The organism is Gracilibacillus suaedae (assembly GCF_017599345.1).
Taxonomy (GTDB): Bacteria; Bacillota; Bacilli; order Bacillales; family Amphibacillaceae; genus Gracilibacillus; species Gracilibacillus suaedae.
In genome coordinates, this window is record NZ_JAGFVL010000020.1 from 121,431 (window position 1) to 140,489 (window position 19,059).

Consider the following 19,059-nt stretch of genomic DNA (forward strand, 5'->3'; position numbering starts at 1 on the left):
ATTGCAAGTTATTCAAAGCACGACACTATTAAATGCACACGTTTATTTCATAACATCTCATTGTAAGAAAACTTTGAAAGGAAGTGGGACAATATGACAACAACATCAGAGGAAAAAATCAATGTATCATTGTTAAAAGATGTCGAATACCTAACCAAGATTTTAGACGATGTATTGCTTCATGAAGGTGGCGATACACTGTTAAATACAGTTAAAGAGATTCGTGTTCTTTCCACAGAATTTAGAGAGACACAGGATGCAACCACTCAAGATAAAATCAAACAAAAAATTAATGAACTGGAGCCTGGATTGAGAAAAACTGTTATTCGTGCTTTCTCTATTCACTTGCATTTACTAAACATTGCCGAGCAAAACTACCGCACAAGAAGACGTCGGGAATATCAAGCACAGGATGCAAATATTATCCAACCTGGTTCATTAGAAGCTGGAGTAAAAACACTAATTGATAACAATGTTAGTCCTGATCAGATTACAGATTTACTTGGGAAACTGTCTTTAGAATTAATTATGACCGCGCACCCAACAGAGGCAACGAGAAGAACTATCTTACAAATTCATAAAAGAATTGCACGCTTATTAACACAGTGGGATTATTCCTATACAAGATATGAGAAGAAAATGATCAAAGAGCGTATTGCAAATGAAATAACTTTCTTATGGCAAACACAAGAAATCAGACAAAAGAAACCATCTGTTATGAAAGAGGTTTCTAACGGATTATATTATTTTGATCGTGTACTATTTGATGTTTTACCAAAAATACATGACGATCTTGAAGATTTATTATATGAAAAATATAACCAGCGTTGGAATATCCCTTCATTCTTACGTTTTGGTTCTTGGATCGGTGGCGATCGTGACGGTAACCCGAATGTAAAAGCAACAACAACATACGAAACTTTAAAACGCCACCGTGAACTAGTCTTAAAAAAATATAAAGAGGCACTTGATACTTTAAAAGATCGTTTGAGTCATTCCGATTCTAAGATCGAAGTAAGTGAAGCGTTGAGATCTTCTATTGAAAAAGACCGCAAAGAATTATCATTTAACGGCTGGCATAAAGATGATGAAGTATATCGAGTAAAACTTTCTCTTATGTTGAAAAAGCTTGACTATACAGACCAAGATGATAAACGTGGTTATGCAAAAGCAGAAGAGTTACTTGAGGATTTAAATCTTATCCGCGAAAGCATGAAAATTCATCATCCCAATCACAATCCAGTCAAGCTTTTACGGAAAGTAATTCGCCAAGTTGATCTATTCGGATTCCACCTTGCATCATTAGATATCCGAAACCATAGTGGTGAGCACGAATCAGCACTTAGTGAAATATTCCATAAAGTAGGTATCGCTGATAAATATAAATCATTAGATGAGGAAGAAAAAGTAGCAACACTTATTTCTGTTCTAGAGAACCCTCGTCCACTGATTTCTATTTATGATGAATTCAGCCCTGAAACATTAGAAGTAATTGATACGTTCCGTATGATCAAGCGTGCACAGGACACATTTGGTTTACGTGCGATTGAGGTTTACTTAATCAGCATGACTGACAATGTAAGTGACCTTCTAGAAGTTTTAGTATTAGCAAAAGAAGCTGGTCTATATCGTGTCTATCCAGATGGAAAAGTAGTGAGTCGCATCCATGTAGCACCTCTTTTGGAAACGATTGATGACTTGAAGAACGGACCCGAAATGATTAAAAAATTATTCGATATTCCTTTATATCGTAAACATCTTGAAGCACGTGGGGACCTACAGGAAGTAATGCTTGGCTACTCTGACAGTAGTAAAGATGGTGGTAACATCACAGCAAACTGGGAGTTATACCAAGCACAACAAGAAATTCATGACATTGCTTCCAGTTACGGCGTTAAATTAAAATACTTCCACGGACGTGGTGGATCACTTGGACGTGGCGGTGGACCATTATATTCCAGTCTATTATCACAACCAGCCGTAACACTTGGGGATGGTGTTAAAATTACCGAGCAAGGGGAAGTATTATCTTCTCGATATCTACTAGAAGATATTGCTTACCGTAGTTTAGAACAAGCTACTTCCACCCTATTAACAGGTATCATGGGATTAAATGATGATAATACAAACATGAAACCTTCACAAGAAGAAGTGGATGCGATGAGTCTTATTTCTGAATACGCATTGAAGAAATATCAATCATTAGTTTTTGAAGATCCAGGATTTATCCAATACTTCAACCAGGCAACTCCTTTACACGAATTAGGTGACTTGAACATTGGTTCCCGTCCGATGAAACGTAAAGGTAGTGACCGCTTTGAAGATTTACGTGCAATCCCTTGGGTATTCGCTTGGACCCAAAGTCGTCAATTACTGCCAGCTTGGTATGCTGCAGGTACTGGCTTTAAGAAATATCTTGAAGAAACAGGTAACTTAGACTTACTGAAAAAAATGTATGAAAAATGGCCATTCTTTAATGCAACTATCAATAACCTACAAATGGCCCTAACGAAAGCAGATATTCAAACAGCCCAAGAGTATGCTAATATGATGCAAGATAATGAAATTAGCTCTCGTATCTTTAACGCTATTAAAGAGGAATATACGCAAACTAAAGAAATCGTCTTAACTATCACAGGACAAGAGGAATTACTTGATAACCGTCACAACATCAAAGACTCTGTAAGATTACGTAATCCATTGGTTGATCCATTGAATTTATTACAAGTTCAACTCGTTTCACAATTACGCAATCAGGGAGAGGAAAGCGAGCAATATGATGAACTGTTAATGGAAGCTCTGCTTACCATTAATGGTGTTGCTGCCGGACTGCGTAATACAGGTTAAAATATTCTTGAGAAAGCCTTTAAGTACACATTGCTTAGAGGCTTTTTTTCATGGTATAGGAAAATTGATACGCTCGGACGATTTGAATAAAGATAGTGGCGTTTAAAGCCCCGTCCAAAAACTAAGTGATTTTCACTCAAACGTCCTGATAGGCAAAAATCAACTTCGAGTCGTTTCTCTTAGTGATACCTTTATCCCTTTGATTCTCAAGTTGTTATGTTTCTAATCTTGTGGCTTTATTCTTATAAACGGGTTTAACGTTCCATTAATCATGGTAAAGGGTTAGTAAATCCATCAAATTTCATATACTTTACCTTAAACAAACCACGTACTCTACTCCGTTCCATCCAGAAATTTGTGTCTAAAATATGAACTAATTGTTACAAAAATATGAACCTTATGTTATACTAATGTTGAAAACACTTACAAACTTTAAAACTTGAGGTGACTCAGTATGGATATACTATTAACTTTCTTGCTGATTTTTAGCTTCACTCCTTTTTTACTTTGGGGCGACAACTGGAAGAAAACTGCGATAGGCCAAATACCTTTTGTTATAGGTGCATGGTTTACCTTTGTAAAATATGTAACCGCTGGAATAGGACCTGGAGAGGCCTATTTATGGGGGATATTCATTGCCAATCTGGTATACGGTCATATTGCCTTTACTATCGTGTTACTTGAAATGCGAAAATCTATTAAAATACGTCAACCAATGGTACAACAAAATAATTAATCAAGATGATGTGATTGTTGCATCATCTTTTTTTTATAAGAAAAGTATATAATCTGCGGTACCAAAGTATCCTCTCTCCCATTTTAAGATTGATTGAAAGCGGTATCTCCTTTATACTTTACTAAAAAGTATCTTATTTATTGGAGGAAGTGTTATGAAAATTGTTGTTGCACCTGATTCTTATAAAGGAAGTCTTTCCGCTACGGAAGTCGCAAATGCGATAAAGACAGCAATTCAAGCAAGTGGAAATCATGAAGTTATCACAAAACCAATGGCAGATGGTGGTGAAGGCACGATCGAGGCAATTTTATCAGCTACATCTGGAGAACAAGTCCAGATCTCTACACTCGGACCATTAGGCACTACAATTCAGACGAGCTACGCTATTATTAACAAGACTACTGCTGTCATTGAAACAGCCATGCATGCAGGATTGTATCAAGTTCCAACTGAAAAGCGAAACCCGGATTTAACAACAACTTTCGGTATGGGACAAGCGATTCTCGATGCATTAGATAAAGGCTGTCAGGAAATCATTGTCGGTCTCGGTGGTAGTGCTACGAATGATGGTGGTTTAGGTTTATTACAAGCACTTGGATTAAAAGCATTTGATAAAAATGGTAATGCTGTCGATAAATTCGGCAAAGACCTATTACGTATTGACACTGTTCAACTGGATGATTTAGACCCTCGTATTCAAGATGTTGATTTTCGAATTGCATGTGATGTCGATAATCCTTTATGTGGAAAGCTTGGTGCAAGTGCTATATACGGTCCACAAAAAGGCGCATCCTCGGAACAAATCCGCTTATATGATAATGCTCTAAACAAGTTTGCTCATCTGATAGAAGATCAATTACATCATCGTTGGCAGCAGGTTCCCGGTGCTGGTGCTGCTGGTGGTCTAGGATTCGCATTCCTGGCACTTGGTGGTCAATTAGAATCTGGAGCCTCTTTAATTGCTGATGCTATCCATCTAGAACAAAGTATCAAAGCAGCTGACCTTATTTTTACTGGTGAGGGTCAAAGTGATGAACAAACCTTATATGGAAAAGCACCCGGTTTTGTGGCAGAAACTGCTAATAACTATAACACACCAACCATTTTATTATCTGGCAGTTTGGGAGGTAATACCGCAAAATTAAGACAACATTTCGCAGGCTGTTTTTCCATTGTTAATCAGCCCTTAAGCCTGGCGGAATGTATGGAAAACACCTCGACTTTGTTAAAGGAACAAATACTGCAAATTATGTCATTGATTCAAGCAATAAAGAAAGAGAGATAACTTGTTTCATTTGTCGCTTTTTGCGATAATGTAAGAGACATACATTAATTAGGAGGTCTTTTGCTTGAACGATACATACAATGATACCAAATTGAAAGTTTTTTCTTTAAACTCCAACTTGCCTCTCGCTGAAGAAATCGCTCATCATATTGGTATTGAATTAGGTAAGTCATCTGTCAAAACATTTAGTGACGGAGAAATTCAAATTAATATTGAAGAAAGCATCCGAGGTTGTGATGTTTTCGTTATTCAATCAACGTGTGATCCTGTTGAAGACCATATGATGGAATTATTAATTATGATAGATGCTTTGAAGAGGGCTTCTGCAGCATCCATTAATGTTGTGATTCCTTATTATGGTTATGCGCGTCAGGATCGAAAATCTCGTGCACGCGAACCAATCACAGCTAAGCTGATCGCAGACTTAATTCAGAAAGCTGGTGCAGACCGAATTATATCCATTGATTTACATGCACCCCAAGCTCAGGGCTTTTTCAATATTCCTGTAGACCCCATTACAGCTGTCCCTATTATCGGAAGCTATTTGGATGCAAAACAATTAGAGAATATTGTTGTAGTAGCACCTGACCATAGCAGTGTATCACGGGCCAGACATTTAGCTGATCAGTTAAAAGCACCGATAGCTATTGTAGACCGCAGAGGTCCAAGAGACAGTGCATCTACTATCAATATCGTAGGTGATGTTGAAAACAAAACAGCAATTATTATAGATGATATTATTGATACTGGGCGACGTATTACGACCAGTGCAGAGGCATTAAGAAAACATGGCGCAAATCTGGTATATGCGTGTACAACACACCCTGTACTTTCGGGTATAGCCGTCAATAAAATTGCTGAATCCGATATAAGAGAATTAATTGTTACGAATACAATTCCTTTATCCGAAGAAAAACAAATCGATAAAATTACACAATTAACTGTAGCCCCTGTTGCTGCCGAAGCAATTATCCGTTTATATGAACATCAATCTGTCAGCTCACTGTATAACTAAAGCATAAACTAATGATATAGCAGCTGGTATGTAGAAAACCAGTTGCTATATTTTATTGCCTGACATTTCTTGTTATTTCCACCCTAATTCATCACCACACTTTTGATTTAACCAATTCTTCATATGATTCTTCCATAGTCGCAACGTCCATCATTGCATCCCCACTTTAATTATCGATTGATTTACAACAATTAACTTTCTCCTATTCTTCTAGCCAATAGTAATAGCTGAGTCAACATACTAACACATCGTAAAACAGCGAAGAACATAGATGAGTCATTACCGTTTTCACGTTTTCCTTCTTTTCTTGTCAGCTTATCATACTGACTTTTTTTTGCACACCTTCTGGGCGAATACATATGATAGCCATATAAAGAGAGGAAGAGATGTCATGCGAAAAAAAGTAACTATACCACAATTGATTACCATCTCCTCCCCGATCTGCTTACTTCTATTATGGGAGTTTTGTTCACAATTCGAGATATTAGACCCTCGTTTCTTTCCAGCACCCTCTTTAATCATACAAACTCTTATGCAGATGGGAGAGACTGGGGAGCTTTTTACACACGTCACTGTTAGTTTAACCCGGATTGTATTTGGGTTCTTACTAGGGGTTATTCCTGCAATATGTATTGGGCTGTTAATGGGAATGTACCGGTATTTCAGACATTTTTTCTCACCAATCATCATGATTTTTATGCCGATTCCAACTTTAGCGATGCTTCCAATTATCCTTATTTTATTCGGGATCGGGGAATTCTCAAAAATGATTACCATTGCGATTAGTGTCTTTTTTCCAGTGGCTATCAATACCGCAGCAGGTGTAGCGAATATCGATAAGATCTACGTGGACGTTGCCAAGAATTATCAAGCCAATGCAAAAGACTTCTTTTTCAAAATTGCACTTCCCGGTTCATTACCAGTTATGCTTGAAGGGATCCAAATGGGTCAGGCGATTGCATTGCTGACAATAGTAGCAGCAGAAATGATTGGTGCTAACTCGGGAATCGGCTATCTAATTTGGATGAATTACAAAGCCTTTTTACTGCCACAAATGTATGTCGGCTTATTGCTTATTTCGTTTTTTGGTTACTTTTTCTCCTTATTACTAAGAGGAATAGAACGAAAATTATTGCTCTGGAAATAACGTAGAAAAGAGGGATAAAGTTGTCAAAAATTGAGATTAATCAGCTTTCGAAAAAATTTATTAAACGAGATAAGTTTATTGAAGCTTTACAGGACATCACATTATCGATTCAACCAGGGGAATTCGTTTGTTTACTAGGTCCAAGTGGCTGTGGAAAAACAACCTTACTTAGAATTTTAGCTAATTTAGAAAAACCAAGTTCTGGTGAAGTAATGATTCACCAAAAAGATAAAGAAAAGCCGTTACAATCGATGGTTTTTCAGGAGAATGGAATTATTCCTTGGCTCACTGTGGAAGAAAATGTTGCATTCGGGTTAAAAATGAGACATTTACCAAGTGCTTATATAAAAGAGCGCACTGAATATTATTTATATAAAGTCGGTTTAACTAATTTCAAACGATTGTATCCGAAAGAACTATCTGGCGGTATGAAGCAGCGAGTTAGTATTGCGCGTGCTTTTGCGAATGACCCGGAAATTTTGTTAATGGATGAACCATTTGCAGCCTTAGATGAACAGAACAAATTCATTTTGCAAGAAGAATTACTTTCGATTTGGCAGGAAACAAAGAAAACGGTTCTTTTTATCACCCATAGTATTGATGAAGCATTACTGCTTAGTGATCGAATTTTGCTAATGAGCTCACAACCCGGAAGAATTGTGAAAGACATTAACATTGAAATGGAACGATCACGGTCAATTGAAAAAGTGCGATCCGATTCAGCCATGACAGACATTTTCTTAGATGTATGGGAGCATCTACAAAATGAAGTAAAGCAAGCCAGGTTATAGTGAGTAATTGTAATGGAGGAATAACAATGAAAAAATTTCTATTTTCAATTATGGCAGTTGCTGCGTTTTTGGTTGTAAGTGGTTGTCAATCATCCGGTTCCGGTCAACAAAATGACGGCGAAAATTCTGATTCTTTAACACCTCTTGAAGAAAGCGCCAAAGTTGTAATCGCAGAGGATGGATCTGCTTCTGGAGCAGGCTTTTACATCGCTAAGGATAAAGGTTATTTTGAGGAGTATAACATTGAAGTAGAATTCGCAACTTTCGGCAACAGTGATGAAATGTTGCCTGCTGTTGCAGCTGGTGAAGTTGATGTAGCCGGAGGTATATCTTCTGCTTCCTTCTTCAATTCAATCGCACAAGGTATTGATGTTCGCTTTATTGCTGACAAAGGTCATAACAATCAAGGCAGTTCCTATTTTACCTTTGTTGTAAGAGAAGATTTAAAAGATGACATTAAAGCTTATTCTGATGTAAAAGGTAAAAAAATTGCTGTTTCCACAGAAAACGGTGTTGATCATTATATTTACAATGAAATGCTGAAACATGCCGAGGTTTCTCCAGATGAAGTAGAATTTGTCTTGATGAGTGACTTTGGTAATATGATGTCTGCGATGGGAAATGAACAAATAGATCTTGCTTTACAGATTGAACCTCTTATTACACAAGGGGAGAACCAAGGCATACACCAGCGTTTCCACGATGCAACAGACTATGCTCCGGAGGCTCAAATTGCAATGGTTTTAGGTTCACCAAAATTTTTAACAGAACGACGAGATGTTGCAGTTCGATTTATGGCAGCATACTTAAGAGGAGTTCGTGATTACCATGACGTCTTTATAAAGGATAACGATGACGACGGTGAAGTTATCTCTATTATGGCCAATCACACAGCACTTAAAGATGAAAAGCTATGGGAAGAAGTCGGTGTAACTGGCTTAAACCCAAATGGCTACATTTTTGAAGAAGATGTCGAAAAACAATACCAATTCTACAAAGAAAATGGTGCGATTCAAGGAGAATTAGATTTCGATCAAATTATTGATATGTCGCTTGTTGAGGAAGCACTAGATTTAATTGGAACATATGAAGAATAATAATTCCCCTTCCTATTTCAATCTAATAAATGGTTATTACAGGAAATTATTGATAGAATGTAATAAACATTAATTAGTAAATGGAGTAGGAGGGATTGTATGGACGTATTAGAAGCTATTAAAAACAGAAGAGAAATTACAAGATACCTAGATCGTGAGATTGATAAGGAAGTATTGGAAGCAGTAGTTGATGCTACCTATTTTGCTCCTACAGGAAATAATTTACCATCCAAAGATATTATCGTTATCACTGATTCAGAAAAATTAGTTGCTCTAAAAGACACCACACCATTTATGCCATGGATTGCCGACGCTAAAGCTGCTATTGCAATCACGGGTCGACCGGATATTAGTAAGTATTGGTTACAGGACAGTTCGATTGCAGCCGGATATTGCTGGCTAGCAGCGGTAGAACAAGGATTAGTTGGTGCTTTCGGCGCCATCTATCACGCTGAAGATCCAGAAGAATCAGAGAAACGTGAAAGTCATGCCAGAAAAGTCTTAGCTATTCCTGAAGATCGACGAGTAGTGGCCATCATCGGTCTTGGTTATCCAGCTGAGACAAAACCACCGAAAAAGCATATACCAAAAGAAGAAATGGTACATTATGAATATTTTGGGGATTAATGATTGTTGGTTTTGACAGTTTACTTTCTCAACTTTTTACACTTACCGTAACTTCACATTCATGCGTGACTATGATTTCAAGAACATTTACTGGCAACTTTTTGATTTTACTGGCAACTCTGGACCTTTTACTGGCAACTATATCAATAGAAGCGGGGATTATCCCCGCTTCTCTATTAAATCAGCCAATTTCCACTCTTTGTCTTCTAGATAAATGATCCCGTTCTCTAATCTTGGCAACTCTGCTTTCGCTTGTGTCGGTGATCCGTAAAAGGCATGCATAAATAGATGAGTTCCCTTGTTTAATGATTTCGTTAGTGTTGGGATTACGGTCCGTTTCTGCATCAAATTCGTATTGGCATTTGGAAAAATATGCTTATATTCAGCTCCTCCAGTAAGAGCAAGAGCTGATACTTTGCCATGCTCTGTTACCACTGCATTTTCATCTAAATCATTTTCGGAATCTGTTAATCCAAGTGCAAAGCCTCCATCAGCTATGTCGAGTGGTCGTTTGGAGGTAATTTCATGAATACGTACGTGCCAAGGTAATCCAGGAATGATCCATGTGTGGATGACAACATCTTGCCACGGTGCCCACCTCATATAGATATAATCATTTTCCACCTTTTTTTCCATGACTTGTCTCTTAACACGATACAAATGATCTTGTTCACTGATTGCTAACATATTATCAAAGGCACCTTGATCCAGTCCCCACTCTCCTCGCGGTACACTAAAACCAAAATAATTCGAGTAAGCAAACTTCTCATATTTAGCAGAGGTATGAGTATGAGCATTTGTGTGCTTATAACCAGAAGTAAAAGCTACAACATGTTCGTCATGACGTTTGATTAATAAGGAAGCTTTTGCAAGTCGTTTTGATTTTGGCAGCGAAGGCATTGGCTGCTCATCCACTTGCCAAAAAGGATGATCCTCAGGCAAAGCTAATAGAAAAAAAGATTTAAATGCCCAATACGGTGAGCCTGGTGCATTATAGTTTTCTGCCATAAAAAGATTTGGATAATGATAGCCAATCGATAAAGTACCATCAGGCAGAAAAATATCTTGTTTACACCAGTAGCGAAAATGTCTGAGAATGATTCCTTTGACAGTACCTAAAGGAATGTCTTCCAAACCCGCATAGACATAAGCACTCCAGAACGAACATTGGGCAAATCGATAGGTTAGACTACGTCCATATGGAAGTGCCCGTCCATCCTCACTAAACCAGTGGAGAAAATCCCTTGCGAACAAAATAGCTCTTTCTTTATAGACCTTCGCACGTTCAGGGTCATCTTTTTCCATGACGGTAGCATAGAATAATCCATAATAATGAAGTGCAAAAGGTGTGTAATAATCGACATGAGCTACTTCGCCATCCTTATACCAACCTTCACCTAAGTAAAAATCATCAATCCTGTTTAAATTTTGTTCAATGGTTGTTTGATCGTAAGGTGCTCCAACTTGTTTCAAACCGATGTTCACGATCACTGCGAAAAATAACCAGTTACAATCATGGGCAGCGTGCTGATTGATTTGAGATAACCAGTTTACCAGATTTTCTTGTTGATCTTCGCTTAATGGTTCCCAAAATTGTTCCGGAGCTAGACACAAGGCATATCCGAAAGCTGCCATCTCGACAATACGCTGGTCATAGTCATGGATTTCGCCCCAGTAACCTTCACTTTCTCGATTTGTACCATTAATAATTCCTTGCAAATGTTTCGACCATAAAGCAGTACGGCCACTAGATGCAAGGAAAGGTGCCGCTCCCCATAAAACTCTTGAAAAACATTCAAGTCCCGCTACATTTCCCGAGTAGGCTGCAGCTGTCTGCCCCACTCTTATCCGTGAGTTTGTTTGATCATAATGTGGCTCAAGCGGTGCCCACATATCTAGTAATACTTTCTCTAAATCTTTTTTCGAACGTAAAGGATTCTGCTGCAACATCATGTTCCTCCTAAAACTTAAATTCAAATCGAAGTGTAATATCTTTATCTAGGCTGATAACTTCGCATAATATGTGTAAATAATATTCGATTTTACCCTGATGATTTCGAAAACTTTTCCTTTCCACACTGGATTGTACTTTATCTTTATCAAACGTTATTTCCAATGTTTCCTGATCGCCTTTTAAATAAATTCTATCTTCTTGCCGTTCAAAAGGAAGATCCGCTGCAATAAAAGATTCCACCAAAGAAGATGGTTCCCTCTCAAATGCAAATTCGTCGCTAACTACTAACTTTGGTCTATCTGATTTATCCCAATTAAACTTGCGAATAAATTGTAGTTGTTCTGTGTATGCATCGCTTAAATCTAATGCAAGCTCGTCATTACCGCTGCTTTCTCTGATTTGAGTGATTTCACCAGAAAATTGTGCACCTTCTTGTTGATAGACTCCATTAATAACAGGAACGGAATGACCTGCTGCACTATTGCAGATAAATTGATAGCGTTTATCACTAAAATAATCTTTATGATACTCACCAGATCCTAAATCTCGCAAAAACACATATCCATTACCATAAAGGATAAAATGTCCGATATCATTATGGTTGTGTGGTTCGTCATTATGACCAGCCTTGCAAGCAAATGCATATTGGTCGATTCGCGATAAAAAGATAGAGGCATGTTCCATCAAATAGTTCCCCTGTGGCCATTCCCTTCCTTTGAGATTTGGGTCATACCAGCTTAACTCGCGGATAGCAGGTGCCCACCTGCCACAATGATCAACAACATTTGTCAACGCCACACTCTCTTGTGGTACATGTACTTCGGGGAATTTTTTATGCAAAAAATGGCTGAATCCAAGCATCGGAGCAGCAGTTGGTTCGGCATCTGAGAAGTTGGCTACGTAATTGCCAGCCAAAAATATTTTTTGTTGAAAAGAAGCAATCGCTTTTACTTTGGGACGGGTGAAGAAATCTATGTTAAGGAAACGCTCTAATAGATCAGCGAAATAGACAAAATAACCGAAGCCATATTGCCAGTAGCCGTAGCCTTCTGTACAAGCACCGTCATCTTCAAACCCTGTAAAATAATATTCCATCGTTTGGACCACTCTATTGATTATTTGGCTTTGTCTACGATCACCGTTTAGAATATATAACGCTGCTGCTCCAATAGATCCACCGCAGACAGATGCCCAATTATGTGTGGCTTTCTCCCAATGAAAGGAACGTTCTAGAAAAGGAGTGAACACCCGGCGATCGATCTCAATTTTCATCTTCTCTACTAGAAAATCATCCAGTTGTTCATCAAATAGATCAATAAGCTCGGCTAGTGTAAAAGCTGTCTCTGCCGCAAAAAGGTCAACAGAATATTGCAATTGATCGGTTTGTCGATATCTTTTATAATCTTGTTCTTCGAATTGTCTGTCTAGGTGTGCAGGCAAACACCACGTAAATTCATTACACACTTGCCATATCTCATTTTCAAACGCAGCTATATACGTTTTCACTTCTGGGTACAGGTAGTGAAGTAAACCAAATGTCGTTAATCTTTTTCGCCGCAGAAAATACTGTGCTTCGTAACTTTGCCGATCGCCGTTTCGCATAAATTGCCGGTACGTATCAAAATTGATGTTATCTGCTCGCGTGTGCAGAAAATACTCGGCATCTTTCTCTAGCTGTGCTATAACGCTGTTTCTCCATCCTGTATTCATTTCACTTTAGCTCCATTCCATTTGCGCCATCTATATTCTAGTGGTGTACACCCTGCCTGTTTTTTGAAAATTTTAATAAAATAACTTTGATTATCGTAACCGAGTTGTGCACATATTTGTCCAACCGAGTCATTGGTTAATTCCAATAACTCTTTAGCCCTCTCTACTTTTCTCTGTTTAACATATTCTACAAAAGTAATCTGCATTTCTTTTTTGAAAAGTCTGCTAAAATAACTAGCATTTAAATATAAATATTCTGCCACTTCATCTAGGGATAATTTTTTCTCAATATTATCAGCAACATAATAACAAGCATTAACAACATCTTGATGATAGTTGTTTTTTAATTGCTGTGTCGTTTCTTTTAGGCATTTTTCGGCATAGTTATTCAGCCAGTCGCGCAGTTCATATATCGTATCTAATAGAAAAATCTCTTCCTGTATGGACTCCACATGGTAATTAGATTGAAAATACGGAATCGTTCGCAATCTTATGTTCAAGTCTAAAATCATTCGGAGAAACCATTCTTTAACAACCTTTGGCTCATACTGCTTTGCAATACAAAATTCTATCCATTTGGACAAGTTTTCTTTGAACAACACAAGATCACGTTGGAACATTGCCTTTTTCAATTCGTTTGCCACATCCTGATAATATTGAAAAATCTCTTGTCCATGATAAGTGGTAGTTATTTCCTCTGCATTCACTATGGTATGGTTACGAGTGAAAAAAATCTGTTTCTCACTATTCACTAAAGAGATAATTGCTGATTTTAATAAACTCACATCCGTTTTATTTCCTATCAAGAAGCTTACTTGTATATTTAAAAAATGGTTCAGCGAATGTTGTAACTCTTTCAATAAGTCACGTAACTCTCCGAAAATATCATATTTGATGGTTAAGTAATCAGGATAGAAGAGAAAACCTTTATTTTGCTCATAATGAATACATAAAATCTTATTCATTTCTTTTTTATTGATTATTTCTCTCATAATGTTATAAATTGCAAATTGTAAGGTATCATCCGAAATAAAGTTTTTCTTCACTTGATAATAATCATTTACATAAAAATATACAGGAATATATGGCACACTTTGATCGAGCATTACCAATAATTTACTGGAAGAGCCTTGCATGAGCTGTCGCAATAGTTTTTGATTTTCGATATCATAATTCATTTTCACTTTATGTCTTAATTGTTTTACTTCTATTACTTTGGAAGTATCGTTATCCAATCGCCTTTTACAAGCTATTAAAACCTCTTCAAGATCTTCTGGATTGAGTGATTCCTTTAATATATAGTCCTGGACATCTAATTTAATCGCTTGCTGAGCATAAGAAAATTCGTTATGACAGGAGATGATTGCTACTTGAATATTAGGATTCCATTTTTTCATTTCTTTAGTAAGCTCGATGCCATCCATCTTTGGCATTCCTATATCCGTAATTAAAATATCAGGCATGTCTTTTTTCGCATATTGAAAGGCATGTAACCCATTCTCATGTGTACTGCATAATTGTAATCCTAACTTCTCCCAATTAATCGTTTCAGATAAAAACTCAATTGTTGGATAATCATCATCAACTAACATGACTTTGTACATGACCTTCACCACCTAAAGGAATCTTTATCGTTATCATTGTACCTACCTTCAACTCACTATCTATGTTCATTTCTGGACTCACGCGATAAGAAAGCTGCAATCGTTCATATACATTTGCCATACCAATACTCGAAAATCCCGTATTCGAACGTTTTGTCGTTGTGGATGAACGTAATGCCTGATTCAATTTAGCTAATTGTTGTGGACTAATCCCTACTCCATTATCATGTATGCTAAGTTGAAGCACCTCATCGTTTACATCCGCTTTGATGACAATTTGACCGGATCCTTGATTCAGACCATGAATAATTGAATTCTCAATCAAAGGCTGTAATAAAAATCTTGGCACGAGTTGCTGATAGGCTTTGTCTGTTACATCTACCTCTAATACTACTTTATTTCTCTGTCTCATATTCATTAGATTAACGTAATCTTTCATTAAACTTATTTCATCGAATAAGGTGATTTGATCTTCTTTATTATCAATGGTCCAGCGTAACAATTTAGAAAGAGACTGAATCATGCCGGCACTTTCCTTATCACCAAACGTAAAAACTTTCATGCGAATCGAATTCAACACATTGAACAAAAAGTGTGGATTTATCTGGGCCTGAAGCATTGCCAATTCTGCTTTTCGTTTTCTTTTATGCGTTTGATTTACTTCATCAATCATCGTATTGACTCGATCGAGCATATGATTCAACGATTGAGAGAATTGACCAATTTCATCATGACTGTTTACGTTTGCTCGGACACTCAAATCACCTGTTTGTACCTTCTTCACCACTTTATCCAAATGTCTTAATGGTTTGGTAATTCTGTTCATTAAATATGCTAAGAAAACGAAAAATATTGCAAAGGAAACAGCTAATAATAAAAATACTTCTGAGAAAATCGAATTAATATTGGAAGTAGCCGCTTTATATGGAATAACGGATACTAATCTCCAATCATTAAATGTTAATGATTTATGGGTCATCACGTATTTTTTTCCGTTCCATTCTGCTATTTGCGAACTATCCGTTAAAGGGATATCTGCTAATATGGTTGCTTGTTCACCTATCAGTTCGGGATCTTTATGGGATAATATTTGATCTTGGTCATCAATAAGCATGATTTCCTCAGATGGGTTCTGGTTGTTTAAAATATTTCGAATCTTAGTTTCCAGTAAGGTGACAATGACATATCCATAAATGCTACTGTTACTGTCACGTAACGTTCTGGCAACAGATAGTTGATATGGACTTTGGATTCGTTCATACGACAGCATCGTTGGTTCCACACCAGACCAGTAAGATTCAAAGCCATTTAATGAACTCAATTCCTGAAACCATTGCTCTTGATAGAATGAATTAGGATCAAATTGTCCGGTAGAATAATTCGTATAGTACTGGCCATTTTTCAACAATATCGTTACATAGGATTTTTCGCCTAACAACGTTATATTTTCAATCGTTTTCCGTACTTGACGGTCTTCTAAATATTCCGTATAACTCTGATTGTCGATTTCATTAAAGGTTAGATTCGATTTATTCTTCAGGATCGTATTCAATTCTGAATCAATCTGAACAAAGTTAGAAGCATTAATCACATCATCTATTACTCTAGCAACATTTTCTTCGGTTAAATCAAGCTCTTTCTTTGCATTTTGCATTGCTTGTTCTTCTACTGCATCTCTCGTTAAGTAGCTGTATATTGATAATGTCATTAATACGGGAATCCCAATACATATAAAAGATGCGAGAAATACTTTGGAACGAAAAGAAGGAGACGTTAATCTCCGGTAATCAGTCCACATCATCATCCTCCTCTAATACAAGAATGTCAGGGGACAACGGAATCAACGTCCCTTACTTTAATTGTAAACGCTTTAACTAAGTCAGTTCAAGATTATTGATTGTTTTCGATGATTTCCTGAGCTTGCTCATGCATAGCATCAACCGTTTCATCGATATTTTGTTCTTCATAAATTAGTTTCTCATATTCATCATTTGCCATCTGATAAATTTCTGCCTGGTACGGAGCCGGTGGAATTAGTTTAGATGCTTTTGAATTTTGTAATACGGAAATAAGTGCCTCTTTATCAACTTTCTCCGGATTATTAGTATCGTCTAAAATAATATCGACAATATTCTCTAATTCATCATCACCTACACCATTCCAAGAAGGAATATTTTTGCCTTGAACGATTTGACCCTCCGTTGTATACCAACGAATGAACTCGTAAGCTGCTTCCTTGTGTTCAGAATTAGAAGCGACAGCCATATAGTCGGTTGTAACTGGTGTATAGCCACCTTCGTCATCTGGATTATTTTTCGGATATGGTGCTATTCCTACATTAAAATCGAGAGGGAACTGATCAGTACCACCAAGTTCTGTATTCATCCAGCTACCGATCATAACGAGACTTGCATCTTGATTAAAGAAGGTATCGCGATAGTGTAATTGTTGAGACATTATGTCTGTATATGGTGTAGCTGATTGATCTTCTTTCTCCATTTGCCAACGAAGCTCTAGTGTCTTCTTAAACATTGGATCCTCAAAGTTAGAACTTCCATCCGCTTTTAGTAGTTCCGTTTCCTCTGGTTTACTTGCTAAAGCTAATTTTAAATATTCCATCCATCCGCCATTTTGCGGTCCATGGAAAAACGTTCCATAATGTTCATCTGTTGTTAATTGATTGGCATAGTCTGCAAATTCATCCCAAGTCCAATCTGTAGGCATTTCTAAGCCTGCTTCATCTAAATGGTCTTGGTTGACTAATACATACCATGGGTTAAATTTACCTGGTAGGGCATAATACTGATCTCCCAATTGTGTATTTACTTTGTACTCCTCTGTTACATCATATCCTTCTTCTTCAATAAATTCATCAATCGGTGCAACCATACCTAAGTCAACGCGTTGCGCATAAGAAGCAGGATCACTAAACATCAACACATCTAATTGTTCGCCCGAGGACGCTGCAAGGTCTAATTTCTGTAGTGCTTCATTTGTGTCCCCTTTTTCACTTAAAATGACTAGCTCCACTTCAATATTTGGATGTTCTTCTTCAAATGCTGGAATGGTTTCCGACCAGTTATAGGATGCTTCATTGCCATGCGTATGGAACATGATTTTCACTGGTTCGTCAGAGCTCGCTTCTTCGCCTTCATTATCACTTGCTTGTTGTTCGGTATTATCTTCTTCTGAATCAGAGCTTGTAGCTGGTTCGTCCTCACTACTGCTACAAGCTGCCAAGATACCGAGGAATAATGTCATACTTAATAATAAGAGCAGTAACTTATTTTTCATTTTCATACCCCCTGTAATTTTATTGAAAACCCTTACACTATTGATGCTAACAAAATACTCTTCAGCATACATATCACTATTTTTACCTCTGACAACACTTTTTTTACTTTACCCTTTTACTCCACCTAAAGCAATACCATCAATTACATGTTTTTGACCTAAGATAAAGACAATTAAAAGTGGTAAAATAGCTGATACGGCAGCTGCCATTATCAAAGTATAAAAGCTGCCATTTATAGTTGTAAATTTTTGCATCGCTAATTGAATCGTATACAATGCATCTGTACGTAGGAAAATTAACGGATTTTGATAATCGTTCCACGTCCAGATAAAACGAAGAATGGCATATGTTGCGACTGCTGGTCTTACAATTGGCAAAGCGATTCGCCAAAAAATCCGCCAATGTCCTGCACCATCAATTTTGGCTGCATCGATAAAGTCATTATGAATACCTATAAAAAACTGCCGAAGCATAAAGGTTCCTAACACGCTAAAGCTACCTAATAGTATTAAACCAATATGGGTATCAAACAGCCCTAAGTAACGATACAAAATAAATTGAGGTACCAAACTTGCTTGTGGAGGCACCATATATGTTGCCAGCACAATCATAAATAGCCATGCTCCTGCGGGAAATCTTACTTTTGAAAAACCGTAAGCAGCTAACGATGATACGACTACGGATATTAAAGTAGTGCAAACAGCAACTTTAATCGAATTCCAATAATATAAATAAAACGGATGATCACCAAACCAGACTTCCTGATAATTGCTTACCGCGTTCCATCTCGATGGAATCCATTCAATAGGGTATTTAAAGACATCCGCTTCAATTTTTAATGACGTTGATAGCATCCAGATAAATGGTAATAAGAATGCTATACTACAAAAGAATAAGATAATCGTACTGATAATTTTCTTGGGGTCCCATTTTCTTTGCCTTTGCATCCAA

Annotated in this window: 14 protein-coding genes; 8 read left to right on the top strand and 6 right to left on the bottom strand. The window is 37.2% G+C overall.

Going from position 1 to position 19,059, the window contains the following annotated elements:
• Positions 1-93 precede the first annotated feature (93 nt).
• The 8 genes from ppc (at position 94) to J5J03_RS04885 (ending at position 9,545) form a co-directional block, all read left to right on the top strand.
• Positions 94-2,847, top strand: a complete 2,754-nt coding sequence (gene ppc, locus J5J03_RS04850) for a phosphoenolpyruvate carboxylase (RefSeq protein ID WP_208586703.1) — start codon at positions 94-96, stop codon at positions 2,845-2,847.
• Positions 2,848-3,301: 454 nt separating this feature from the next.
• A complete protein-coding gene (locus J5J03_RS04855; protein WP_208586705.1) occupies positions 3,302-3,583 on the top strand; it encodes a spore morphogenesis/germination protein YwcE in 282 nt (93 codons plus the stop codon).
• 154 nt (positions 3,584-3,737) lie between these two features.
• Positions 3,738-4,868, top strand: a complete 1,131-nt coding sequence (locus tag J5J03_RS04860) for a glycerate kinase (protein WP_208586707.1) — start codon at positions 3,738-3,740, stop codon at positions 4,866-4,868.
• Between the two features lie 64 nt (positions 4,869-4,932).
• Complete coding sequence (locus J5J03_RS04865; RefSeq protein ID WP_208586711.1) at positions 4,933-5,883, top strand: ribose-phosphate diphosphokinase; 951 nt, start codon at positions 4,933-4,935, stop codon at positions 5,881-5,883.
• Positions 5,884-6,274: 391 nt separating this feature from the next.
• Positions 6,275-7,030: an ABC transporter permease gene (locus J5J03_RS04870; RefSeq protein WP_208586713.1), complete on the top strand. Its 756-nt coding sequence runs from the start codon at positions 6,275-6,277 to the stop codon at positions 7,028-7,030.
• A 20-nt stretch (positions 7,031-7,050) separates the two neighbouring features.
• Positions 7,051-7,821 carry an ABC transporter ATP-binding protein gene (locus J5J03_RS04875; protein ID WP_208586715.1) on the top strand — a complete coding sequence of 257 codons (771 nt, stop codon included), beginning with the start codon at positions 7,051-7,053 and terminating at the stop codon, positions 7,819-7,821.
• A 26-nt stretch (positions 7,822-7,847) separates the two neighbouring features.
• Positions 7,848-8,918: an ABC transporter substrate-binding protein gene (locus J5J03_RS04880; protein ID WP_208586731.1), complete on the top strand. Its 1,071-nt coding sequence runs from the start codon at positions 7,848-7,850 to the stop codon at positions 8,916-8,918.
• 99 nt (positions 8,919-9,017) lie between these two features.
• Entirely contained in the window at positions 9,018-9,545 is a 528-nt protein-coding gene (locus J5J03_RS04885) for a nitroreductase family protein (RefSeq protein WP_208586739.1), read from the top strand.
• 159 nt (positions 9,546-9,704) lie between these two features.
• Here J5J03_RS04885 and J5J03_RS04890 read toward each other — a convergent pair whose 3' ends face one another.
• From J5J03_RS04890 to J5J03_RS04915, 6 genes are all read right to left on the bottom strand, one after another.
• Entirely contained in the window at positions 9,705-11,495 is a 1,791-nt protein-coding gene (locus tag J5J03_RS04890) for a DUF2264 domain-containing protein (RefSeq protein ID WP_208586741.1), read from the bottom strand.
• A 10-nt stretch (positions 11,496-11,505) separates the two neighbouring features.
• The gene (locus J5J03_RS04895) at positions 11,506-13,209 is read right to left on the bottom strand and encodes a heparinase II/III domain-containing protein (RefSeq protein WP_208586750.1); all 1,704 of its coding nucleotides are present in this window, start codon (positions 13,207-13,209) and stop codon (positions 11,506-11,508) included.
• Complete coding sequence (locus J5J03_RS04900) at positions 13,206-14,813, bottom strand: response regulator transcription factor (RefSeq protein WP_208586759.1); 1,608 nt, start codon at positions 14,811-14,813, stop codon at positions 13,206-13,208. The genes J5J03_RS04895 and J5J03_RS04900 overlap by 4 nt, the downstream gene beginning before the upstream one ends.
• On the bottom strand, positions 14,791-16,611 hold the full coding sequence (locus J5J03_RS04905) for a sensor histidine kinase (protein WP_208586761.1): 1,821 nt from the start codon (positions 16,609-16,611) through the stop codon (positions 14,791-14,793). The genes J5J03_RS04900 and J5J03_RS04905 overlap by 23 nt, the downstream gene beginning before the upstream one ends.
• Before the next feature lie 92 nt (positions 16,612-16,703).
• Positions 16,704-18,107, bottom strand: a complete 1,404-nt coding sequence (locus J5J03_RS04910) for an ABC transporter substrate-binding protein (RefSeq protein WP_208586770.1) — start codon at positions 18,105-18,107, stop codon at positions 16,704-16,706.
• 108 nt (positions 18,108-18,215) lie between these two features.
• Positions 18,216-19,055, bottom strand: a complete 840-nt coding sequence (locus J5J03_RS04915) for a carbohydrate ABC transporter permease (protein ID WP_208586772.1) — start codon at positions 19,053-19,055, stop codon at positions 18,216-18,218.
• Positions 19,056-19,059 lie beyond the last annotated feature (4 nt).

What these genes read in the sequence shown, in the direction of transcription:
- ppc (WP_208586703.1), top strand. Translation starts at nt 94, where the DNA reads ATGACAACAACATCAGAGGAAAAAATCAATGTATCATTGTTAAAAGAT.
- J5J03_RS04855 (WP_208586705.1), top strand. Translation starts at nt 3,302, where the DNA reads ATGGATATACTATTAACTTTCTTGCTGATTTTTAGCTTCACTCCTTTT.
- J5J03_RS04860 (WP_208586707.1), top strand. Translation starts at nt 3,738, where the DNA reads ATGAAAATTGTTGTTGCACCTGATTCTTATAAAGGAAGTCTTTCCGCT.
- J5J03_RS04870 (WP_208586713.1), top strand. Translation starts at nt 6,275, where the DNA reads ATGCGAAAAAAAGTAACTATACCACAATTGATTACCATCTCCTCCCCG.
- J5J03_RS04880 (WP_208586731.1), top strand. Translation starts at nt 7,848, where the DNA reads ATGAAAAAATTTCTATTTTCAATTATGGCAGTTGCTGCGTTTTTGGTT.
- J5J03_RS04885 (WP_208586739.1), top strand. Translation starts at nt 9,018, where the DNA reads ATGGACGTATTAGAAGCTATTAAAAACAGAAGAGAAATTACAAGATAC.
- J5J03_RS04890 (WP_208586741.1), bottom strand. Translation starts at nt 11,495, where the DNA reads ATGTTGCAGCAGAATCCTTTACGTTCGAAAAAAGATTTAGAGAAAGTA.
- J5J03_RS04895 (WP_208586750.1), bottom strand. Translation starts at nt 13,209, where the DNA reads ATGAATACAGGATGGAGAAACAGCGTTATAGCACAGCTAGAGAAAGAT.
- J5J03_RS04900 (WP_208586759.1), bottom strand. Translation starts at nt 14,813, where the DNA reads ATGTACAAAGTCATGTTAGTTGATGATGATTATCCAACAATTGAGTTT.
- J5J03_RS04905 (WP_208586761.1), bottom strand. Translation starts at nt 16,611, where the DNA reads ATGTGGACTGATTACCGGAGATTAACGTCTCCTTCTTTTCGTTCCAAA.
- J5J03_RS04910 (WP_208586770.1), bottom strand. Translation starts at nt 18,107, where the DNA reads ATGAAAAATAAGTTACTGCTCTTATTATTAAGTATGACATTATTCCTC.
- J5J03_RS04915 (WP_208586772.1), bottom strand. Translation starts at nt 19,055, where the DNA reads ATGCAAAGGCAAAGAAAATGGGACCCCAAGAAAATTATCAGTACGATT.